The organism is Lentilitoribacter sp. JB5-8 (assembly GCF_055693385.1).
Window position 1 is genome coordinate 1201633 of the sequence record NZ_CM146332.1, and the last position, 14549, is coordinate 1216181.

Consider the following 14549-nt stretch of genomic DNA (forward strand, 5'->3'; position numbering starts at 1 on the left):
CTTAAAGAGATCTATAATTGAACTATCTTGTATTAGATGTTGGCAAGCGCCTGTTCTAAATCAGCGATCAGATCATCTGCATCTTCAATACCAATTGAGAAACGAACAATGTTTGGTGCAGCTCCTGCTGCTGTTTTTTGTTCATCACTTAATTGACTATGTGTTGTTGATGCTGGGTGAATAACCAAGGAACGTGCATCACCCAAGTTTGCAACATGGCTAAAGAGCTTCAAGCTATCGACAAATTTCACACAACCGTCATGGCCGGACTTTAGTGCCACGGTGAAGAGTGAACTGGCGCCGCGTGGGCAATATTTTGCAATGCGGTCATAGTAAGGTGACGACTTAAGGCCAGCATATGTAACCGCCTCAACAGCATCGTGACCTTCAAGATATGCAGCAACTTTTTCAGCATTTGCAACATGCTTTTGCATGCGAAGTGACAATGATTCAATTCCCATGAGCGTGTAATGTGCACCTTGTGGGTTCATGGTCATGCCAAGATCACGTAGGCCAATTGCTATTGAATGGAATGTAAATGCCATTGGGCCAAGTGCTTCATGAAAATTAAGGCCATTATAAGCAGGCTCAGGAGCCGCAAGAGACGGGAACTTATCAGACGCTGACCAATCAAATTTGCCGCTATCAACGACACAGCCACCTGTAACAGAACCATTGCCTGTGAGGTATTTCGTTGTTGAATGCGTCACAAGCGTTGCGCCGTGCTCAATTGGATTACAAAGATATGGTGTTGCTGTTGTGTTATCAACAATCAGCGGAATGCCCGCTGCGTCTGCAACATCTGCAATGGCACGAAGATCAGCAATGTGACCGCCTGGGTTTGCAATACTTTCGCAATAAACGGCACGTGTATTTTCATCAATTGCAGCTTCAATTGCTTTTGGATCGTCGATGTCGACAAATTTTGTGCTCCAGCCAAAACGCTGAATTGTGCGTGTGAGCTGTGTTACGGAACCACCATAAAGACGGTTTGATGCAACAATGTTTAAACCCGGTCCCATCAACGGGAATAAAGCCATAATCTGTGCTGCGTGACCTGATGAACAAGCAACAGCGCCCGCACCGCCCTCAAGGGCAGCCATGCGATTTTGCAATGCGCCAATTGTTGGATTGGTCAAACGAGAATAAATGTAGCCAACTTCCTTAAGTGCAAAAAGATTTGCCGCATGCTCGGAATCTTTAAAGACGAAAGCAGTTGATTGATAAATTGGTGTGTTACGTGCACCAGTTGCCGGATCTGGCTCTGCACCTGCATGTACCTGCAGCGTATCAAAACCTTGTTGACGTTCTTCGCTCATGCGAACCTCCCTATTTTATTTTTCCCTTTCGTTTCTAACATTTAACCGGGATTTGTCCAGCGACAAACATTTCTTCAATAGGGGGATTGAGAGAAAACTATTTCCAAACCTTGTCGAGAACGCGAATCCAGTTTTCGTTACAAAGCTTATTCATGAGATTATTGTTATATCCGTGATCTGACATAACTTTACGCAGAATTCCAAGGTCGGAAATATCTTTCATCTCGTGTGGGATATGCGCGCCATCAAAGTCTGAACCCAATCCAACATGATCTTCACCTAGATGTTCGATTAAATAATCCAAATGCGGAAGAAATGCTGAAAGCTCAGTATCTTCGTTCATGGCACCGTCTGGCCGCGAAAAGGCCACAGCGAAGTTTAAGCCGACCATGCCGCCGCTCTCTTTAATTGCGCTCAGCTGATCATCAGTTAGATTTCGCGCATGAGGACAAATCGCATGTACATTTGAATGTGTAGCGACAATTGGATTGCTACTGGTTTTGGCAATGTCCCAAAACCCTTTTTCATTGAGATGAGACACATCAAGCATGATCCCCAATTCATCGCATCTTTTAACCAATCTGAACCCAGCATCGGTCAACCCGTCACCAGTATCCCCAGTACTTGGATATCGAAAAGGAACACCATGACCAAAAATAGTTGGACGGGACCAGACAGGACCTAGGGAGCGCAAGCCCGCTTTATATAAAACATCCAAGGCATAGAGATCCTCATCAATCGCTTCAGCACCTTCCATATGCATAACAGCTGCAATCACACCCTTATCCAGGCATGTGCGAATATCGTGCGTCGATGTGCAGATTTTTAAGGTTCCCGTTTTTTCAAGGGTAATCAAATGTGCGGCTTGTTCCATGGCAATGGGCAGTGCATCGAAATGCGTCATTGGCCCCGGCAAAGGCAAATCATAAGGTGGATTTTGCATTTGGGTGAGTGTGTCTAGCAAATCATCAGGTGAGGGGACGTAAATGGCAAAAAAGCCTCCTGCAAAGCCGCCTTTCCGTGCTTTTGGAAGATCGATATGACCTGGTCGCCCGTCTACAAACAATTGGCTGACGTTGACACCACCATCTTCAAAAAGACGAAATAATAGATCGTTATGTCCATCGAAGATTAATGGATTATTTTGCTCGCCCATATGATTACTCCAAGTGATGATGCCCGTATCTGAATCGAGCATGTGACAGCTATTGCCAAGTAATCGTTTATCTTTCTGGCAAAATCAAGATTCGCATATATTTGGTATCAAGACGTATTATATAGTATAAATACTATAATTACTTATCGATTATAAATAGTATTTACTATTAATAAATATAAGTATTAATAATACTAAGTTTATACTCAAATTCACGTCGCAATGTATATCTGTTTGTTGAGGCTTATTTCATGATGAAAATTAGTTTAGTGCGAAAGATGGTTCGGATTTTAGGATTAACTCCTAAAAACCTCTGGGTAGGCTATGTTTTAGGATTTGCTTTGATTGTCATACTACTGACGATCTCGCAGATTACCTCATCTTGGAGTGGAAAATCGGCTGAGCGTCATGCAAAGCTATCTCAGATCTTATCTGATCAAACAGAATTAAGTTTGCAAATATTCTCACAATTTGCAGACATTTCTTATAGCAGTTTGGATCATACAACCAGTACCGTTAAACCACTAATGTTACAATACAGTGACAATTACAGATCTATACAATCTCTTAAGCTGGATTTTTCATACGCAGATACATTCATAAAACAACAGGCTGATTGGACCGGCAGCAATATCGAAATGCAGCATGCGTTATTTGTGAGCTATTATCTAAAAAGGTTGTCAAATGTGCGCAGCTTTTACAGCTCACCAACGCGAATAAAATTAGATGAATTTCGCCCCCTTACTTCCGAGAAAAAGAAATCGAACTTATAGGGCTTCATCGCACCAATGAGCGAAAATTGGCAGATGCAGAAGCAAAGCGAAATGAGTTGACCTCCAATATTAACTTTTACTCCTACATAGCGGCAATGGTGCTGTTGGCACTTGAAGCTGTTTTCATTTTTTGGCCCGGTCATATCATCACCTCTCGTTACTACCATCGCAGCATTCGACAAAAGGAAAAGATGTGGCAGTTGATGCATAATTTAAGCAAGCGTAATGAAGAAATTTTAGAAGCCTATGATCGCATTGGACATGATGCGCTTCATGATTCACTTACAGGGTTGGCTAATCGCAGGTATTTAAAAGAAGAGTTGGGTCGACGTGTTGAATTGCATCGTTCAAAACATGAAAAAATCGGTGTCTGCCATATCGATTTAGATAAGTTCAAACGCGTAAATGACGGGCAAGGCCATAAGGCTGGAGACTTCGTTTTGCGTTTTGTGGCGAAAACCTTAAATACCCACAAGCAAAGCGGTGACTTTGTTGCGCGCATTGGCGGCGATGAATTCGTTATTGTGTCATCTCCGGTAAAAGATATGAAAGAGATGGCGTTCAAGGCGGCTCATCTTAGTGCAAAGATTCAAAAGAAAATGTTGATTGAAGGGCGACCTTGTGAGTTGAGCGCGAGTATAGGGGTTGATGTCGTTGATATCGAAAATTTCAGCAACAAAATTGATGTCAGTGATTTCCTCATCCGCGCCGACATTGCTCTTTATGAAGCGAAGAAAAGTGGTGGAGGTGGCTATGAGTGCTTTACGGAAGAGCTGATGACAGCTCATCTGCGCTCAACTATGCTGTTCGATGAAATCTCGCAAGGTTTGCTAAATCGAGAATTTGTGCCCTATTATCAATTACAATATTCAGCTTCAACACATGAAATCGTCAGTGCAGAAGCCTTAGTTAGATGGCGCCATCCGGACCGCGGGGTACTACCCCCTTCTGAATTCTTAGAGGCTGCGTGTGAGGCTGGATTAGAGCAGCAGATTGATGAAATCATGATCAAAGAAGCGATGCGAGATCTAAGTCAATGGAAGTTAAATAAATCGAACACAATCGCAAGTGTCGCTGTGAATCTAAGCGCAAAAACGATCGGCAATCCAAGTTTTATTTCAATGATTACAGCTCTGGATATTCCCCCGGGGCAGCTAAGTTTTGAAATCACTGAAACGGTTGATGTAAATCAGCATTCGCATCAAATTATCGAAAATGTTGAGTATCTTAAGAAGCTAGGATTTGAAGTTGAAATTGATGATTTTGGAACAGGACATGCTTCAATTTTGTCTCTGCAATATCTTAAACCAAAGCGGTTGAAAATTGATCGCGAGTTTATTTTCCCAATTGTCGAGCATGAAGATCAACGGCAATTGGTTATGAATATTATTGAATTGAGTAAACCGTTTAATGTTGAAGTGGTCGCAGAAGGAGTTGAAAGCCTTGAACATGCGCGCATACTTAATGAGATGGGTTGCGATATTTTACAAGGATACGCCTTTTGTAAGCCCATACCGAGCGTGGGCGTTACTGCTCTTTTAAATAAAGAGCGAATGACAGCCCGCCGCCGAAACAACATCGCTTAAGTTACGAAGCTATTTAAATAAGCAGTTACTTACGTTAGGCATCTATCCAACAATGATGATTTGCAATGCGCGTGGTCCATGTGCACCCAGTAACAATTTTTGTTCAATATCCCCTGAACGCGAAGGCCCTGTCACAAAATTTACCGCGCGCGGCATGACAACTTCACCATCTTTCTTGTTCAAGCTCGACCATGCACTTTCCATATCCCCTTTAATATCTTTTGCTGAGATAACAACGATATGATGATCTGCAAGGAAGTTAATCGTGGTCGGGTTATCAGCACCAGACGCGAGCAACAAAGTACCTGTTTCGGCAATACCCGCTTTTGCGTGACTAACGCCAACCAGATCATGTCCGTCAGATGGACCTTTCTTAATGGTTAAGTTCTTCTCGCGCGACCATTCAGCTTTGTTCAGCCGACGGTCTGCACCCATGATGAGATTTGCAGGTAGGTTATGTTCGCGCAAATATTGGCTAACGCTTTGCGGAATTTCATCATAACTGCTTACGCGCGTAACGCTTGAATGAACCTTCGTTGCCATCTCCGCAAATAATTCGACACGTGCATCTTGTTTTAATTGACCGCGCTTTGGGATGATGCCCGTTGGGCGACTGCGGAGGCGTTCGGCAACTTCTTTTGCACGTGCATCATCTGGTGCTTTTTTAGAAAGCGTACTGCGGATGTCTGATAAGACAGCATTGCGTGTTTCTGACATTAGCGTGCCTCCTGTTTAAGCGCTTCGCGCTGATCCCAGGCCTGCATAAATGTGCGACCCTCCGGTGCCGGTAACTCGCGATGTTTGGTCCAGCCTGATGCAAGAGGCAGTGACGAGATGCGTTTCTTTGTACCACCTAAAACGGATAAGGCTGGCATCGCAAAAGAAACCATCGCACGATAAAGCTTCGGACGTTTAGCAAAATATGCCCATAGTGCCAGGCCATATCTGGCGGCTTTGGGCTGAAGGTGTTGTTCAAATTCTCGCTCTCGCCAATGGCGCATCATTTTGGGCAGCGGTATTCGCATGGGGCATACGCTTTCACATCGTCCGCAAAACGTAGAGGCATTTGGCAAGGTACCGGCTTTCTCAACGCCCGCAAGTGATGGAGTTAAAACAGAGCCCATAGGACCTGGATAAATGGAGCCATAGGCATGGCCACCAATTGAATGATATACCGGACAATGATTGATACATGCGCCACATCTGATGCAGCGAAGCATTTCCTCAAATTCCGTCCCAAGCATTTCACTTCTGCCATTATCGAGCAGAATTACATGATATTCACCCGGACCATCGGGATCTTTCTCGCGCTTTGGCCCAGTTGAAAATGTCGTATATACAGACATATCTTGACCCGTAGCTGAACGCGCTAATATGCGAAGAATTTGAGAGCAGTCGGCAAGTGTTGGAACCACTTTTTCAATCGATGCCATAACCACATGAACTTTACCAAGTGTCTGTGTTAAATCACCATTTCCCTCATTGGTTACGATAACAGAGGAACCTGTTTCAGCAACCAGGAAATTAGCACCTGTAAAGCCAACATCTGCCTCAAAGTAACGTTTCCGCAAAACCTCACGTGCCTCGGCAAGCAATGTTTCAGGCTCCGACATATCTCTTTCCTCATCGAGATGCGTGTGCACACGTCTGAAGTCTTCTTCAATCTGCCCTTGGTTCAAGTGAATTGCCGGCGCAATGATATGGCTTGGTTTTTCATCGCGTAGTTGAATGATATATTCGCCAAGGTCAGTTTCGACAGGTTCAATACCGTTTTCCAAGAGATGCTCATTGAGCTCCACCTCCTCGGTAATCATCGACTTACCTTTGGTAACAGTTTTTGCATTGTGTTTCTGACAGATCTCTAATGCAATTCGGCGCGCGTCTTCCGCTGTCTTTGCCCAATGCACGTGGCCACCATTTTCAATGACTTTCTTCTCATATGCTTCAAGGTATAAATCCAGATGAGCCAGCGTGTGGTCTTTTATCTCTCGACCTTTATCGCGCAATTCTTCAAATTCATCGAGCGCAGCCGCTGCTTTTGCGCGCTTGTCGATAAAGCCTTTCGGCACATTGCTAAGCGCTTTTTGCAACTGCTCGTTACCCAAGGCGTCTTTGACATTTGATTTTAAATTATGTGAAGTGAGTTCCATAATTTCCTCCCTATCCGGTAGTTGAGGTATTAAAGTGAGACCTAACTGCCAGAAATTGGTTTTGTATCCAGTTTTCCTGCAAGTACTTCTGCAACGTGACGAACTTCAGTTTTCGAACCCTGACGTTTCAGTTTGCCTGCCATATTCATCAAGCAGCCCATGTCACCTGCAACCAGCATATCGGCTCCCGTATCATCAATGTTCTGCGTTTTTTTAGACACCATCGCATTTGAGATATCTGAATATTTTACGCAAAAAGTGCCGCCAAAGCCGCAGCAAACTTCGCTATCATTCATCTCGCGAATGTCCACGCCAGCATTTTTTAATAATTTACGCGGTTGTTCTTTGACCCCAAGCTCTCGCAAACCAGAGCAGGAATCGTGATAAGTCACGGATCCGTCAAATTCGCCCGGGGTCTGCGTGATGAACATGATGTCTGTTAAAAAACTAATGAGTTCATAGGTTTTTTCAGACAATGCTTTGAATTTTACTAGCATTGCAGGATCGTCTTCAAAAACCTCTGGATAATGCTTCTTGATCATCGCAGCACAGGAGCCTGAAGGAGCAACCACGTAGTCGTAATCCTCAAATGCGTCGAGCACCTGCTTTGCAATTTCCTTGGTATCGGCTTTATCACCGCTATTATATGCGGGCTGCCCACAACAAGTTTGTGCGCGTGGTACATCTACATCGCAACCGGCAGCTTCAAGCAACTCTACAGCTGAAAATCCGACATTTGGCCGGAAAAGATCAACCAAACAAGTTACAAATAATCCGACTTTTGGATTTGTATTTTCAGACAAGCTGAACTCCTATTACTTCTAGTTTGTTCTTTGTTTTAATCGAAGCTCAGATATATGCTCTCGATCACGCAATTGTTGCGCTTCTCGAAAACTATCCATCACATAGTCGATGTGAGCTTCAGCGCTCAAGCGCGCTGCCTTTGGGTCATTGGCAACAATGGCCTCAATGATTTTAATATGCTGTTCAAGCAACGCATCGCCTGCTGAATGAAGATCAAAGATAAGCATGCGATTAAACACAACGCCATCTGACAGCAACCGATAGCAAGATCTTAAACTGTGCAACATGATAACATTATGCGCGCATTCTCCAATGGCGTTATGCAATTCAATATCAAGCGTTGCTTCTTTTTCTGTATCGTTTTGTTCATGGGCTTCGACCATAGCTTTGCCAATTGATGACAGCAGATCTTTATCTGCAAGTGTCGCTCTTTTGGCAGCAAGCTCCGCAGCTGTTCCTTCCATTGCGCGTCGATATTCAAGGTAATCAACTGTTGCTTTGGGATGTCTTCCGATCAAACCAATCACAGGTTCTGTAAAAACCTGCCCGGTAATATCTGCAACATAGGTGCCGCCACCGGGTTTTGTTGTCAGCAATTCACGATCTTCTAAGCTTTTGATTGCCTTACGCAGTACTGGGCGCGAAATATTAAGCTGTTGCGCAAGGTCCCGCTCTGAAGGCAAGCGGTCGCCAAAACGCAAAATGCCTTCTAAGATGAGTTTTTCAATGTGAACAACAGCCTGATCAGCTGTTTTGTGATGTTCAATTTGTGAGAATATATTTTTTGTCATGACCACTCGCAGTTCGCTGGAAATTATCAGCGAATGTGCAATTGGTCAATTAAATTATCCAAAATTCCATTTTCGAAGAATTATGAATGGCCGCCTATTTGACGTTTAATTTGGCTGTCATCATTCATATTCTGCTCCCAATAGGGCGTGTTCCCGTAAAGGTCAGCTAAATAATCGATGAATAAGCGTACCTTTAACGGCAGGAAGGTTTTGCTTGCGTATACAGCGTGGATGGCAACAAGGCGAGAGCTCTCATATTGCGGTAAAACCTGCCTAAGATTGCCGGACATTAAGCTTTCGCCGATATCCCAATTTGATCTATAAGCAATGCCGATACCTGAAAGCACAGCTTCCCGGACCACTTCACTAGAATTGGTTTGAATGGGGCCCGTTGGTTTGAAATTAATTGATCCATCTGTTCCGTCAAGGCGCCAAATCTCACTGTTGTGATTTGGAAGACATGTATGTTTTTCAAGGTCTTCGAGCGTTTCAGGGGTGCCGTTTTTATCGAGATATTCAGGCGTTGCGCACAAGATGCGTCGCACTGGCGCTAATTTCCGCGCAACTAAACTTGAATCTTTAAGTTCCGCAATTCTAATTGCCAGGTCATACCCTTCGCCAACAATATCAGTCATGTCATCGTGGAGATTGAGATTGATCTGAATTCCCGGATTTTGTTCGAAAAACTGTTGGAGATGCGGGGCAACATGCATGCGCCCAAAGGAAGTCGGGGCGGAAATCTTTAAGATCCCGCGGGCAACATTTGAACGACGACTAACGAATGATTCCGCTTCTTCCAGTCCTGCTAAAATAGCGACAACGCGCTCATAAAAACCTTGCCCGGCTTCTGTTAGCGATATCTGACGGGTTGTTCGGTTCATAAGTCGTGTACCAAGTCGGTCTTCAAGCCGACGTAGCCTTTTCGATACCACCGCCGGTGATAAACCTAACTCGCGACCTGCAGCTGACATTGAGCCAGCCGATACCATTCGCGCAAAAACTTCTAAATCACCAAGATTGTTCATAACACTTTATCCAATACGAGCTTTGTCTTGTATACGCGAGATGCGGACGTTTAGATCATTTATATCCCTCTGTCCCCATCCAATTATGAAAAACACTGTTGCGATTGCATCGCCAATAAAAAAGTGGTAAACAAATTTTACCAAAATAGAGTGGAGCCCTTTATGCCGGAATTGATCAAGTTTCTTGAACCTAACGCCGAGATTATTTCAAAGCGGTCGAGCATCATAGCAGGTCTTGCAGACATATTGCCAATTGATTGTCTTATTACAGATGAGCGGGAACTTGTGCCGTTCGAAACAGATGCATTTATCGCATATCGGCGGCTCCCGCTGGCAGTCGTACTGCCTGAAACGACAGAGCAAGTTGCTCAGGTTGTCAAATATTGTCATGAAAACGAAGTTCCAATTGTACCGCGTGGTGCCGGCACATCACTTGCGGGTGGTGCGATCCCGCAGGAAGATGCGATTGTGATTGGACTGTCTAAAATGAATCGCATCTTGGATGTGGATTTAGCCAATCGTTGCGCTGTTGTTCAAGCCGGTGTGACCAATATTGCGATATCCCAGGAAACAGATTCGGAAGGTTTTTTCTACGCGCCGGATCCAAGTTCTCAGCTAGCTTGCACGATCGGCGGCAATATCGGGATGAACTCCGGCGGTGCACATTGTTTAAAATATGGTGTGACCACCAATAATCTTTTGGGACTGAAGATGGTTATGTTTGATGGCACAATCATCGATTTAGGCGGCAAAGCGCTGGATATGCCTGGCTATGATCTAATCGGTTTGCTGTGTGGTTCAGAAGGCCAGATGGGAATTATTACTGAAGCGACGGTTAAACTTCTTGCAAAACCAGAAGGCGCGAAGCCTGTTTTATTTGGCTTCGACACACCCGAAGATGCGGGCCGCTGCGTCAGAGATGTGATCGGCGCAGGGATTATACCCGTCGCGATCGAATATATGGACAAGCCGGCAATTGAAATTTGCGAAGCGTTTGCGAATGCTGGATATCCAATGGATGTTGAAGCGTTGTTGATTGTTGAAGTTGAGGGATCCGAGGCTGAGATGGATGCCATGCTCAATAAGATTATTAAGGTTGCCAAAACACACAATGTTAAGACGGTCAAAGAAAGCCAGTCAGCTTTTGAGGCAGCGCTGATCTGGAAAGGGCGAAAGTCTGCATTTGGGGCAACAGGGCGCATTGCAGACTATATGTGCATGGATGGCACAGTGCCATTATCGCAGCTTGCATTTGTGTTAGAAGGCACAGCCAAAATCATCGAGAAATATGGTTTGCGCGTTGCCAATGTTTTCCATGCAGGTGACGGTAATATGCACCCGCTTATTCTTTTTAATATGAATGATGAAGAAGAAAGCATCAAAGCAGAGCAAGCCGGGATGGATATCTTACGCTTATGTGTTGATGCAGGTGGCTGCTTAACCGGCGAACATGGTGTTGGTATAGAAAAACGCGATTTGATGACGCATCAGTATTCGAAAGAAGATCTTGATCAGCAAATGGCTGTTCGCGCAGCATTTGATCCACAATGGTTGTTCAATCCATCCAAAGTATTCCCATTAGAAGTTAGAGAAGACGCATGAGCGAACAGAACCTGATAACACCCACAACGACTGAAGAGTTGGTCGATGCTGTTAAAACATGTGTATCAGCGGGCACCGTCATGAATGTAATGGGCGCTGGTACGAAGTCAGAAATTGGCAATCCTGTGATGGCTAACACGACGATTTCAACGGCTAGTCTGAGCGGCGTTACTGAATATATTCACTCAGAATTGGTGATGACTGCTAAATCCGGGACACCGGTTTCCGTTGTTCAGAAAGAGCTCGCCAAAAACAATCAAATGTTAGCCTTCGAGCCAGCGGACTATTCCAATTTGCTTGGTTCGCAAGAAGAGCAAACAATGGGCGGAGTATTTGCAACCAACATGTCAGGTTCGCGTCGTTTAAGTGCTGGGGCTGCTCGCGATGCACTTTTGGGTGTGAAATTTGTCAATGGCAAAGGTGAATTGATTAAAAGCGGTGGTAAGGTGATGAAAAACGTCACCGGACTTGATCTTGTCAAATTACTTGCGGGTTCATGGGGAACGCTCGGTGTGATGAGCGAGGTGACGTTTAAAGTTTTGCCGCGCCCGGAAATAATGAAAACTATACTCATTAAAGGGTTGAGCGACGCAGAAGCGACAAAGGCTATGGCAAAAGCTATGGGGCAGTCGACTGAAGTGTCATCAGCTGCGCATTTGCCACAAACGGTTAGTGGTGCATTTTTAGATGGAGTTTTTGCAAATCAATCCCTAACGGCACTTCGCTTGGAGGGATTAAAAGAATCCGTCAATGACAGAGAAAAACGGCTCGTTAAAGCATTGGCTGAGTACCCAGATATATCAGTCATTGATACAAAACAAACAGCTGCGCTTTGGCAGGATATCGCGAATGTAAAACCATTTTGGGGAACAGATTCAATTGTTTGGAAGGTTTCAGTAGCGCCATCTGAAGGACATAAGCTGGTTGCGAAATTGGCAGCAGCAACAGATGTCGATGCCTTTTATGATTGGCAAGGTGGCTTAGTTTGGATCTCGCTGGATAAATCGCACCATGGCGTTGAGATAAGGCAGGCAATTAAAGATCTAGGTGGTGGCCACGCAACGCTAATTCGCGCACCGCAGGACGTTCGATCCGAGATCGATGTTTTTGAACCGCAACCACTTCCTATCGCAGCGTTATCAGCTCGGATAAAAGCACAAATTGATCCTAAAAACATTTTCAGCCCAACCCGAATATCTAAAAATGACGGTGCAATGAATAAAGCGGCGGTTTAATATAATGAGAACAACTTTTTCACCAGATCAGCTAAAAGACCCAATGGTCTCAGAATCTGAGCAGATTTTGCGAAAATGCGTACATTGCGGTTTTTGTACCGCCACCTGTCCAACCTATGTCACGCTTGGAAATGAGCTTGATAGCCCGCGTGGTCGCATTTATCTCATCAAGGATATGCTGGAGAACAATCGTCCGGCGGATGAAAAAACAGTAAAGCACCTCGATCGCTGCTTGTCCTGTCTTGCATGCACAACAACTTGTCCATCGGGTGTTGATTATATGCATCTCATCGACAATGCGCGCGCATATATTGAAAAAACATATGACCGTCCAATGATGGACAAAATCACGCGAGCAATTCTGGTCAATGTTCTGCCTTATCCCAAGCGGTTTCGCTTAGCACTTAGATTTGCGCAAGTTGGGCGACCATTGGCAGGTATGTTTAAGCAAGTGGCAGCTTTTAAACCATTTGGTGCCATGCTTGATCTAGCACCGAAGTCTATTCCCTCTGACACAAGTTCAGCCGAGCCCGGGGTTAGAGTAGCAAAAGGTCACAAACGTGCGCGAATTGCTATTTTATCCGGCTGCGCCCAGCCGGTGCTTAATCCGGCAATTAACCAGGCAACCATGGATCTCTTGAACCGTTTTGATGTCGAGGTTGTGGTGCCAGAAGGAGAGGGCTGTTGTGGCGCGCTAACCCATCACATGGGGCGCGAACATGTGGCCCATCAATCAGCGAAAAATAATGTCGACGTCTGGACGCGAGAGATCGAGAATGGTGGATTGGACGCGATCATCATCACCGCATCAGGTTGCGGTACAACCATCAAAGACTACGGCCATATGCTTCGTGATGATCCTGAATATGCGGATAAGGCGAAACGTGTATCTGAACTTGCAAAAGATATCACCGAATTTTTGACAACCTTGGAATTGCCAAAAATTACCCAAGATGAAGAGATGATCGTGACCTATCATTCCGCCTGTTCAATGCAGCATGGGCAAAAAATTACTAACCATCCAAAAGACTTGCTGCGTCAAGCGGGTTATACAGTGCGTGAACCTGCTGAAGGTCATTTATGCTGCGGTTCTGCCGGCACCTATAACATTATGCAAAGTGAAATTGCTGACAAACTGAAAACCCGTAAAGTTTCAAATCTTGAGCGCACAAAACCAGATGTGATTGCGGCGGGTAATATTGGGTGTATCACGCAAATTGGATCGGGCACAGATATCCCAATCATTCATACAATTGAATTGCTCAACTGGGCCTATGGTGGACCTAAACCTGCAGGTCTGAAATAAGACAAAGAAAAAACCCAGCTGAGCAATTCAACTGGGTTTTTATTTATGATCTTTGGTCGTTATAAATTAAGCACCAAAGATACCTCTTTTAACAGTGTAGTATTTGCTGCTTGATTGACCTGGACCGATGACAATCACCTTTGTGCCAACAGGTGCACGCTTGTAGAGGTGCTCAACATCTTTATTGACCATGCGGATACAGCCTGACGACATGTTCTGACCAATTGTCCAAGGTTGGTTTGTTCCGTGGATGCGGAAAATCGTATCACGACCACCGCGGTACAAATAAAGTGCGCGTGCGCCCAATGGGTTGTTGATGCCACCTTTCATGAATGGTGGGATCTTGCGACCTTTACGTGCTTCGCGCGCAATCATTGTTTTTGGTGGCGTCCAGGAAGGCCACTCTGCTTTACGACCAATTTTAACCGTACCGCTCCAACCGAAGCCTTCGCGACCAACACCTACACCGTAACGGATGGCTTTGTTCTTTGCTGTGATCAAGTAAAGATACTTTGTGTTAGAATCGATAATAATTGTACCAGGCTTCTGGTTTGTATCGATGCGAACATTGCGGCGTTTAAATTTCGGATTAACACGCTTTTTAGATGCAGCTAGAATAACATCACTCTGCTGAGCTTCTGCAACTGGCGCTTGATTAAACGTGAAAGCAAATGCGCTTGGCGCTGCGATAATAAGTGCGAGACCAACACTTATCATCATATAGACTTTTCTCATATAACTCATGTTTATGAGCTCCCCTTTATTGAAATATCCCTAGAAAATACCATTGTTTGCGATTTGT

The 14549-nt window shown here is 44.7% G+C and carries 13 protein-coding genes; 5 read left to right on the plus strand and 8 right to left on the minus strand.

Annotated features, from left to right (window positions below):
* Positions 1-32 precede the first annotated feature (32 nt).
* Together ACZ1GZ_RS05740 and ACZ1GZ_RS05745 are read right to left on the minus strand one after the other, a co-directional pair.
* A complete protein-coding gene (locus tag ACZ1GZ_RS05740) occupies positions 33-1319 on the minus strand; it encodes an O-acetylhomoserine aminocarboxypropyltransferase/cysteine synthase family protein (protein ID WP_472667516.1) in 1287 nt (428 codons plus the stop codon).
* Positions 1320-1416: 97 nt separating this feature from the next.
* The gene (locus tag ACZ1GZ_RS05745; protein ID WP_472668242.1) at positions 1417-2475 is read right to left on the minus strand and encodes a dipeptidase; all 1059 of its coding nucleotides are present in this window, start codon (positions 2473-2475) and stop codon (positions 1417-1419) included.
* A gap of 251 nt (positions 2476-2726) precedes the next feature.
* Here ACZ1GZ_RS05745 and ACZ1GZ_RS05750 point away from each other — a divergent pair, with 251 nt between their 5' ends.
* Positions 2727-3248 carry a hypothetical protein gene (locus ACZ1GZ_RS05750; RefSeq protein ID WP_472667517.1) on the plus strand — a complete coding sequence of 174 codons (522 nt, stop codon included), beginning with the start codon at positions 2727-2729 and terminating at the stop codon, positions 3246-3248.
* A gap of 26 nt (positions 3249-3274) precedes the next feature.
* A complete protein-coding gene (locus ACZ1GZ_RS05755; RefSeq protein ID WP_472667518.1) occupies positions 3275-4834 on the plus strand; it encodes a putative bifunctional diguanylate cyclase/phosphodiesterase in 1560 nt (519 codons plus the stop codon).
* Between the two features lie 42 nt (positions 4835-4876).
* Here ACZ1GZ_RS05755 and ACZ1GZ_RS05760 read toward each other — a convergent pair whose 3' ends face one another.
* From ACZ1GZ_RS05760 to ACZ1GZ_RS05780, 5 genes are all read right to left on the minus strand, one after another.
* The gene (locus tag ACZ1GZ_RS05760; RefSeq protein WP_472667519.1) at positions 4877-5551 is read right to left on the minus strand and encodes a LutC/YkgG family protein; all 675 of its coding nucleotides are present in this window, start codon (positions 5549-5551) and stop codon (positions 4877-4879) included.
* The gene (locus tag ACZ1GZ_RS05765) at positions 5551-6984 is read right to left on the minus strand and encodes a LutB/LldF family L-lactate oxidation iron-sulfur protein (RefSeq protein WP_472667520.1); all 1434 of its coding nucleotides are present in this window, start codon (positions 6982-6984) and stop codon (positions 5551-5553) included. The genes ACZ1GZ_RS05760 and ACZ1GZ_RS05765 overlap by 1 nt, the downstream gene beginning before the upstream one ends.
* A 41-nt stretch (positions 6985-7025) precedes the next feature.
* Positions 7026-7787, minus strand: coding sequence for a (Fe-S)-binding protein (locus tag ACZ1GZ_RS05770; protein ID WP_472667521.1), 762 nt, complete (start codon positions 7785-7787; stop codon positions 7026-7028).
* 18 nt (positions 7788-7805) lie between these two features.
* Positions 7806-8579 carry a FadR/GntR family transcriptional regulator gene (locus ACZ1GZ_RS05775; RefSeq protein ID WP_472667522.1) on the minus strand — a complete coding sequence of 258 codons (774 nt, stop codon included), beginning with the start codon at positions 8577-8579 and terminating at the stop codon, positions 7806-7808.
* A gap of 80 nt (positions 8580-8659) precedes the next feature.
* Positions 8660-9604: a LysR family transcriptional regulator gene (locus ACZ1GZ_RS05780; protein WP_472667523.1), complete on the minus strand. Its 945-nt coding sequence runs from the start codon at positions 9602-9604 to the stop codon at positions 8660-8662.
* Between the two features lie 162 nt (positions 9605-9766).
* Here ACZ1GZ_RS05780 and ACZ1GZ_RS05785 point away from each other — a divergent pair, with 162 nt between their 5' ends.
* The 3 genes from ACZ1GZ_RS05785 to glcF are packed head-to-tail and all read left to right on the plus strand — an operon-like array spanning position 9767 to position 13747.
* A complete protein-coding gene (locus ACZ1GZ_RS05785) occupies positions 9767-11206 on the plus strand; it encodes an FAD-binding oxidoreductase (protein WP_472667524.1) in 1440 nt (479 codons plus the stop codon).
* Positions 11203-12441 (plus strand): FAD-binding protein, encoded by a 1239-nt coding sequence (locus ACZ1GZ_RS05790; RefSeq protein ID WP_472667525.1) that lies wholly within the window; start codon positions 11203-11205, stop codon positions 12439-12441. The genes ACZ1GZ_RS05785 and ACZ1GZ_RS05790 overlap by 4 nt, the downstream gene beginning before the upstream one ends.
* A 4-nt stretch (positions 12442-12445) precedes the next feature.
* The gene (gene glcF / locus ACZ1GZ_RS05795) at positions 12446-13747 is read left to right on the plus strand and encodes a glycolate oxidase subunit GlcF (RefSeq protein WP_472667526.1); all 1302 of its coding nucleotides are present in this window, start codon (positions 12446-12448) and stop codon (positions 13745-13747) included.
* Positions 13748-13813: 66 nt separating this feature from the next.
* Here glcF and ACZ1GZ_RS05800 read toward each other — a convergent pair whose 3' ends face one another.
* The gene (locus ACZ1GZ_RS05800) at positions 13814-14491 is read right to left on the minus strand and encodes a L,D-transpeptidase (protein ID WP_472667527.1); all 678 of its coding nucleotides are present in this window, start codon (positions 14489-14491) and stop codon (positions 13814-13816) included.
* Between the last annotated feature and the right edge of the window lie 58 nt (positions 14492-14549).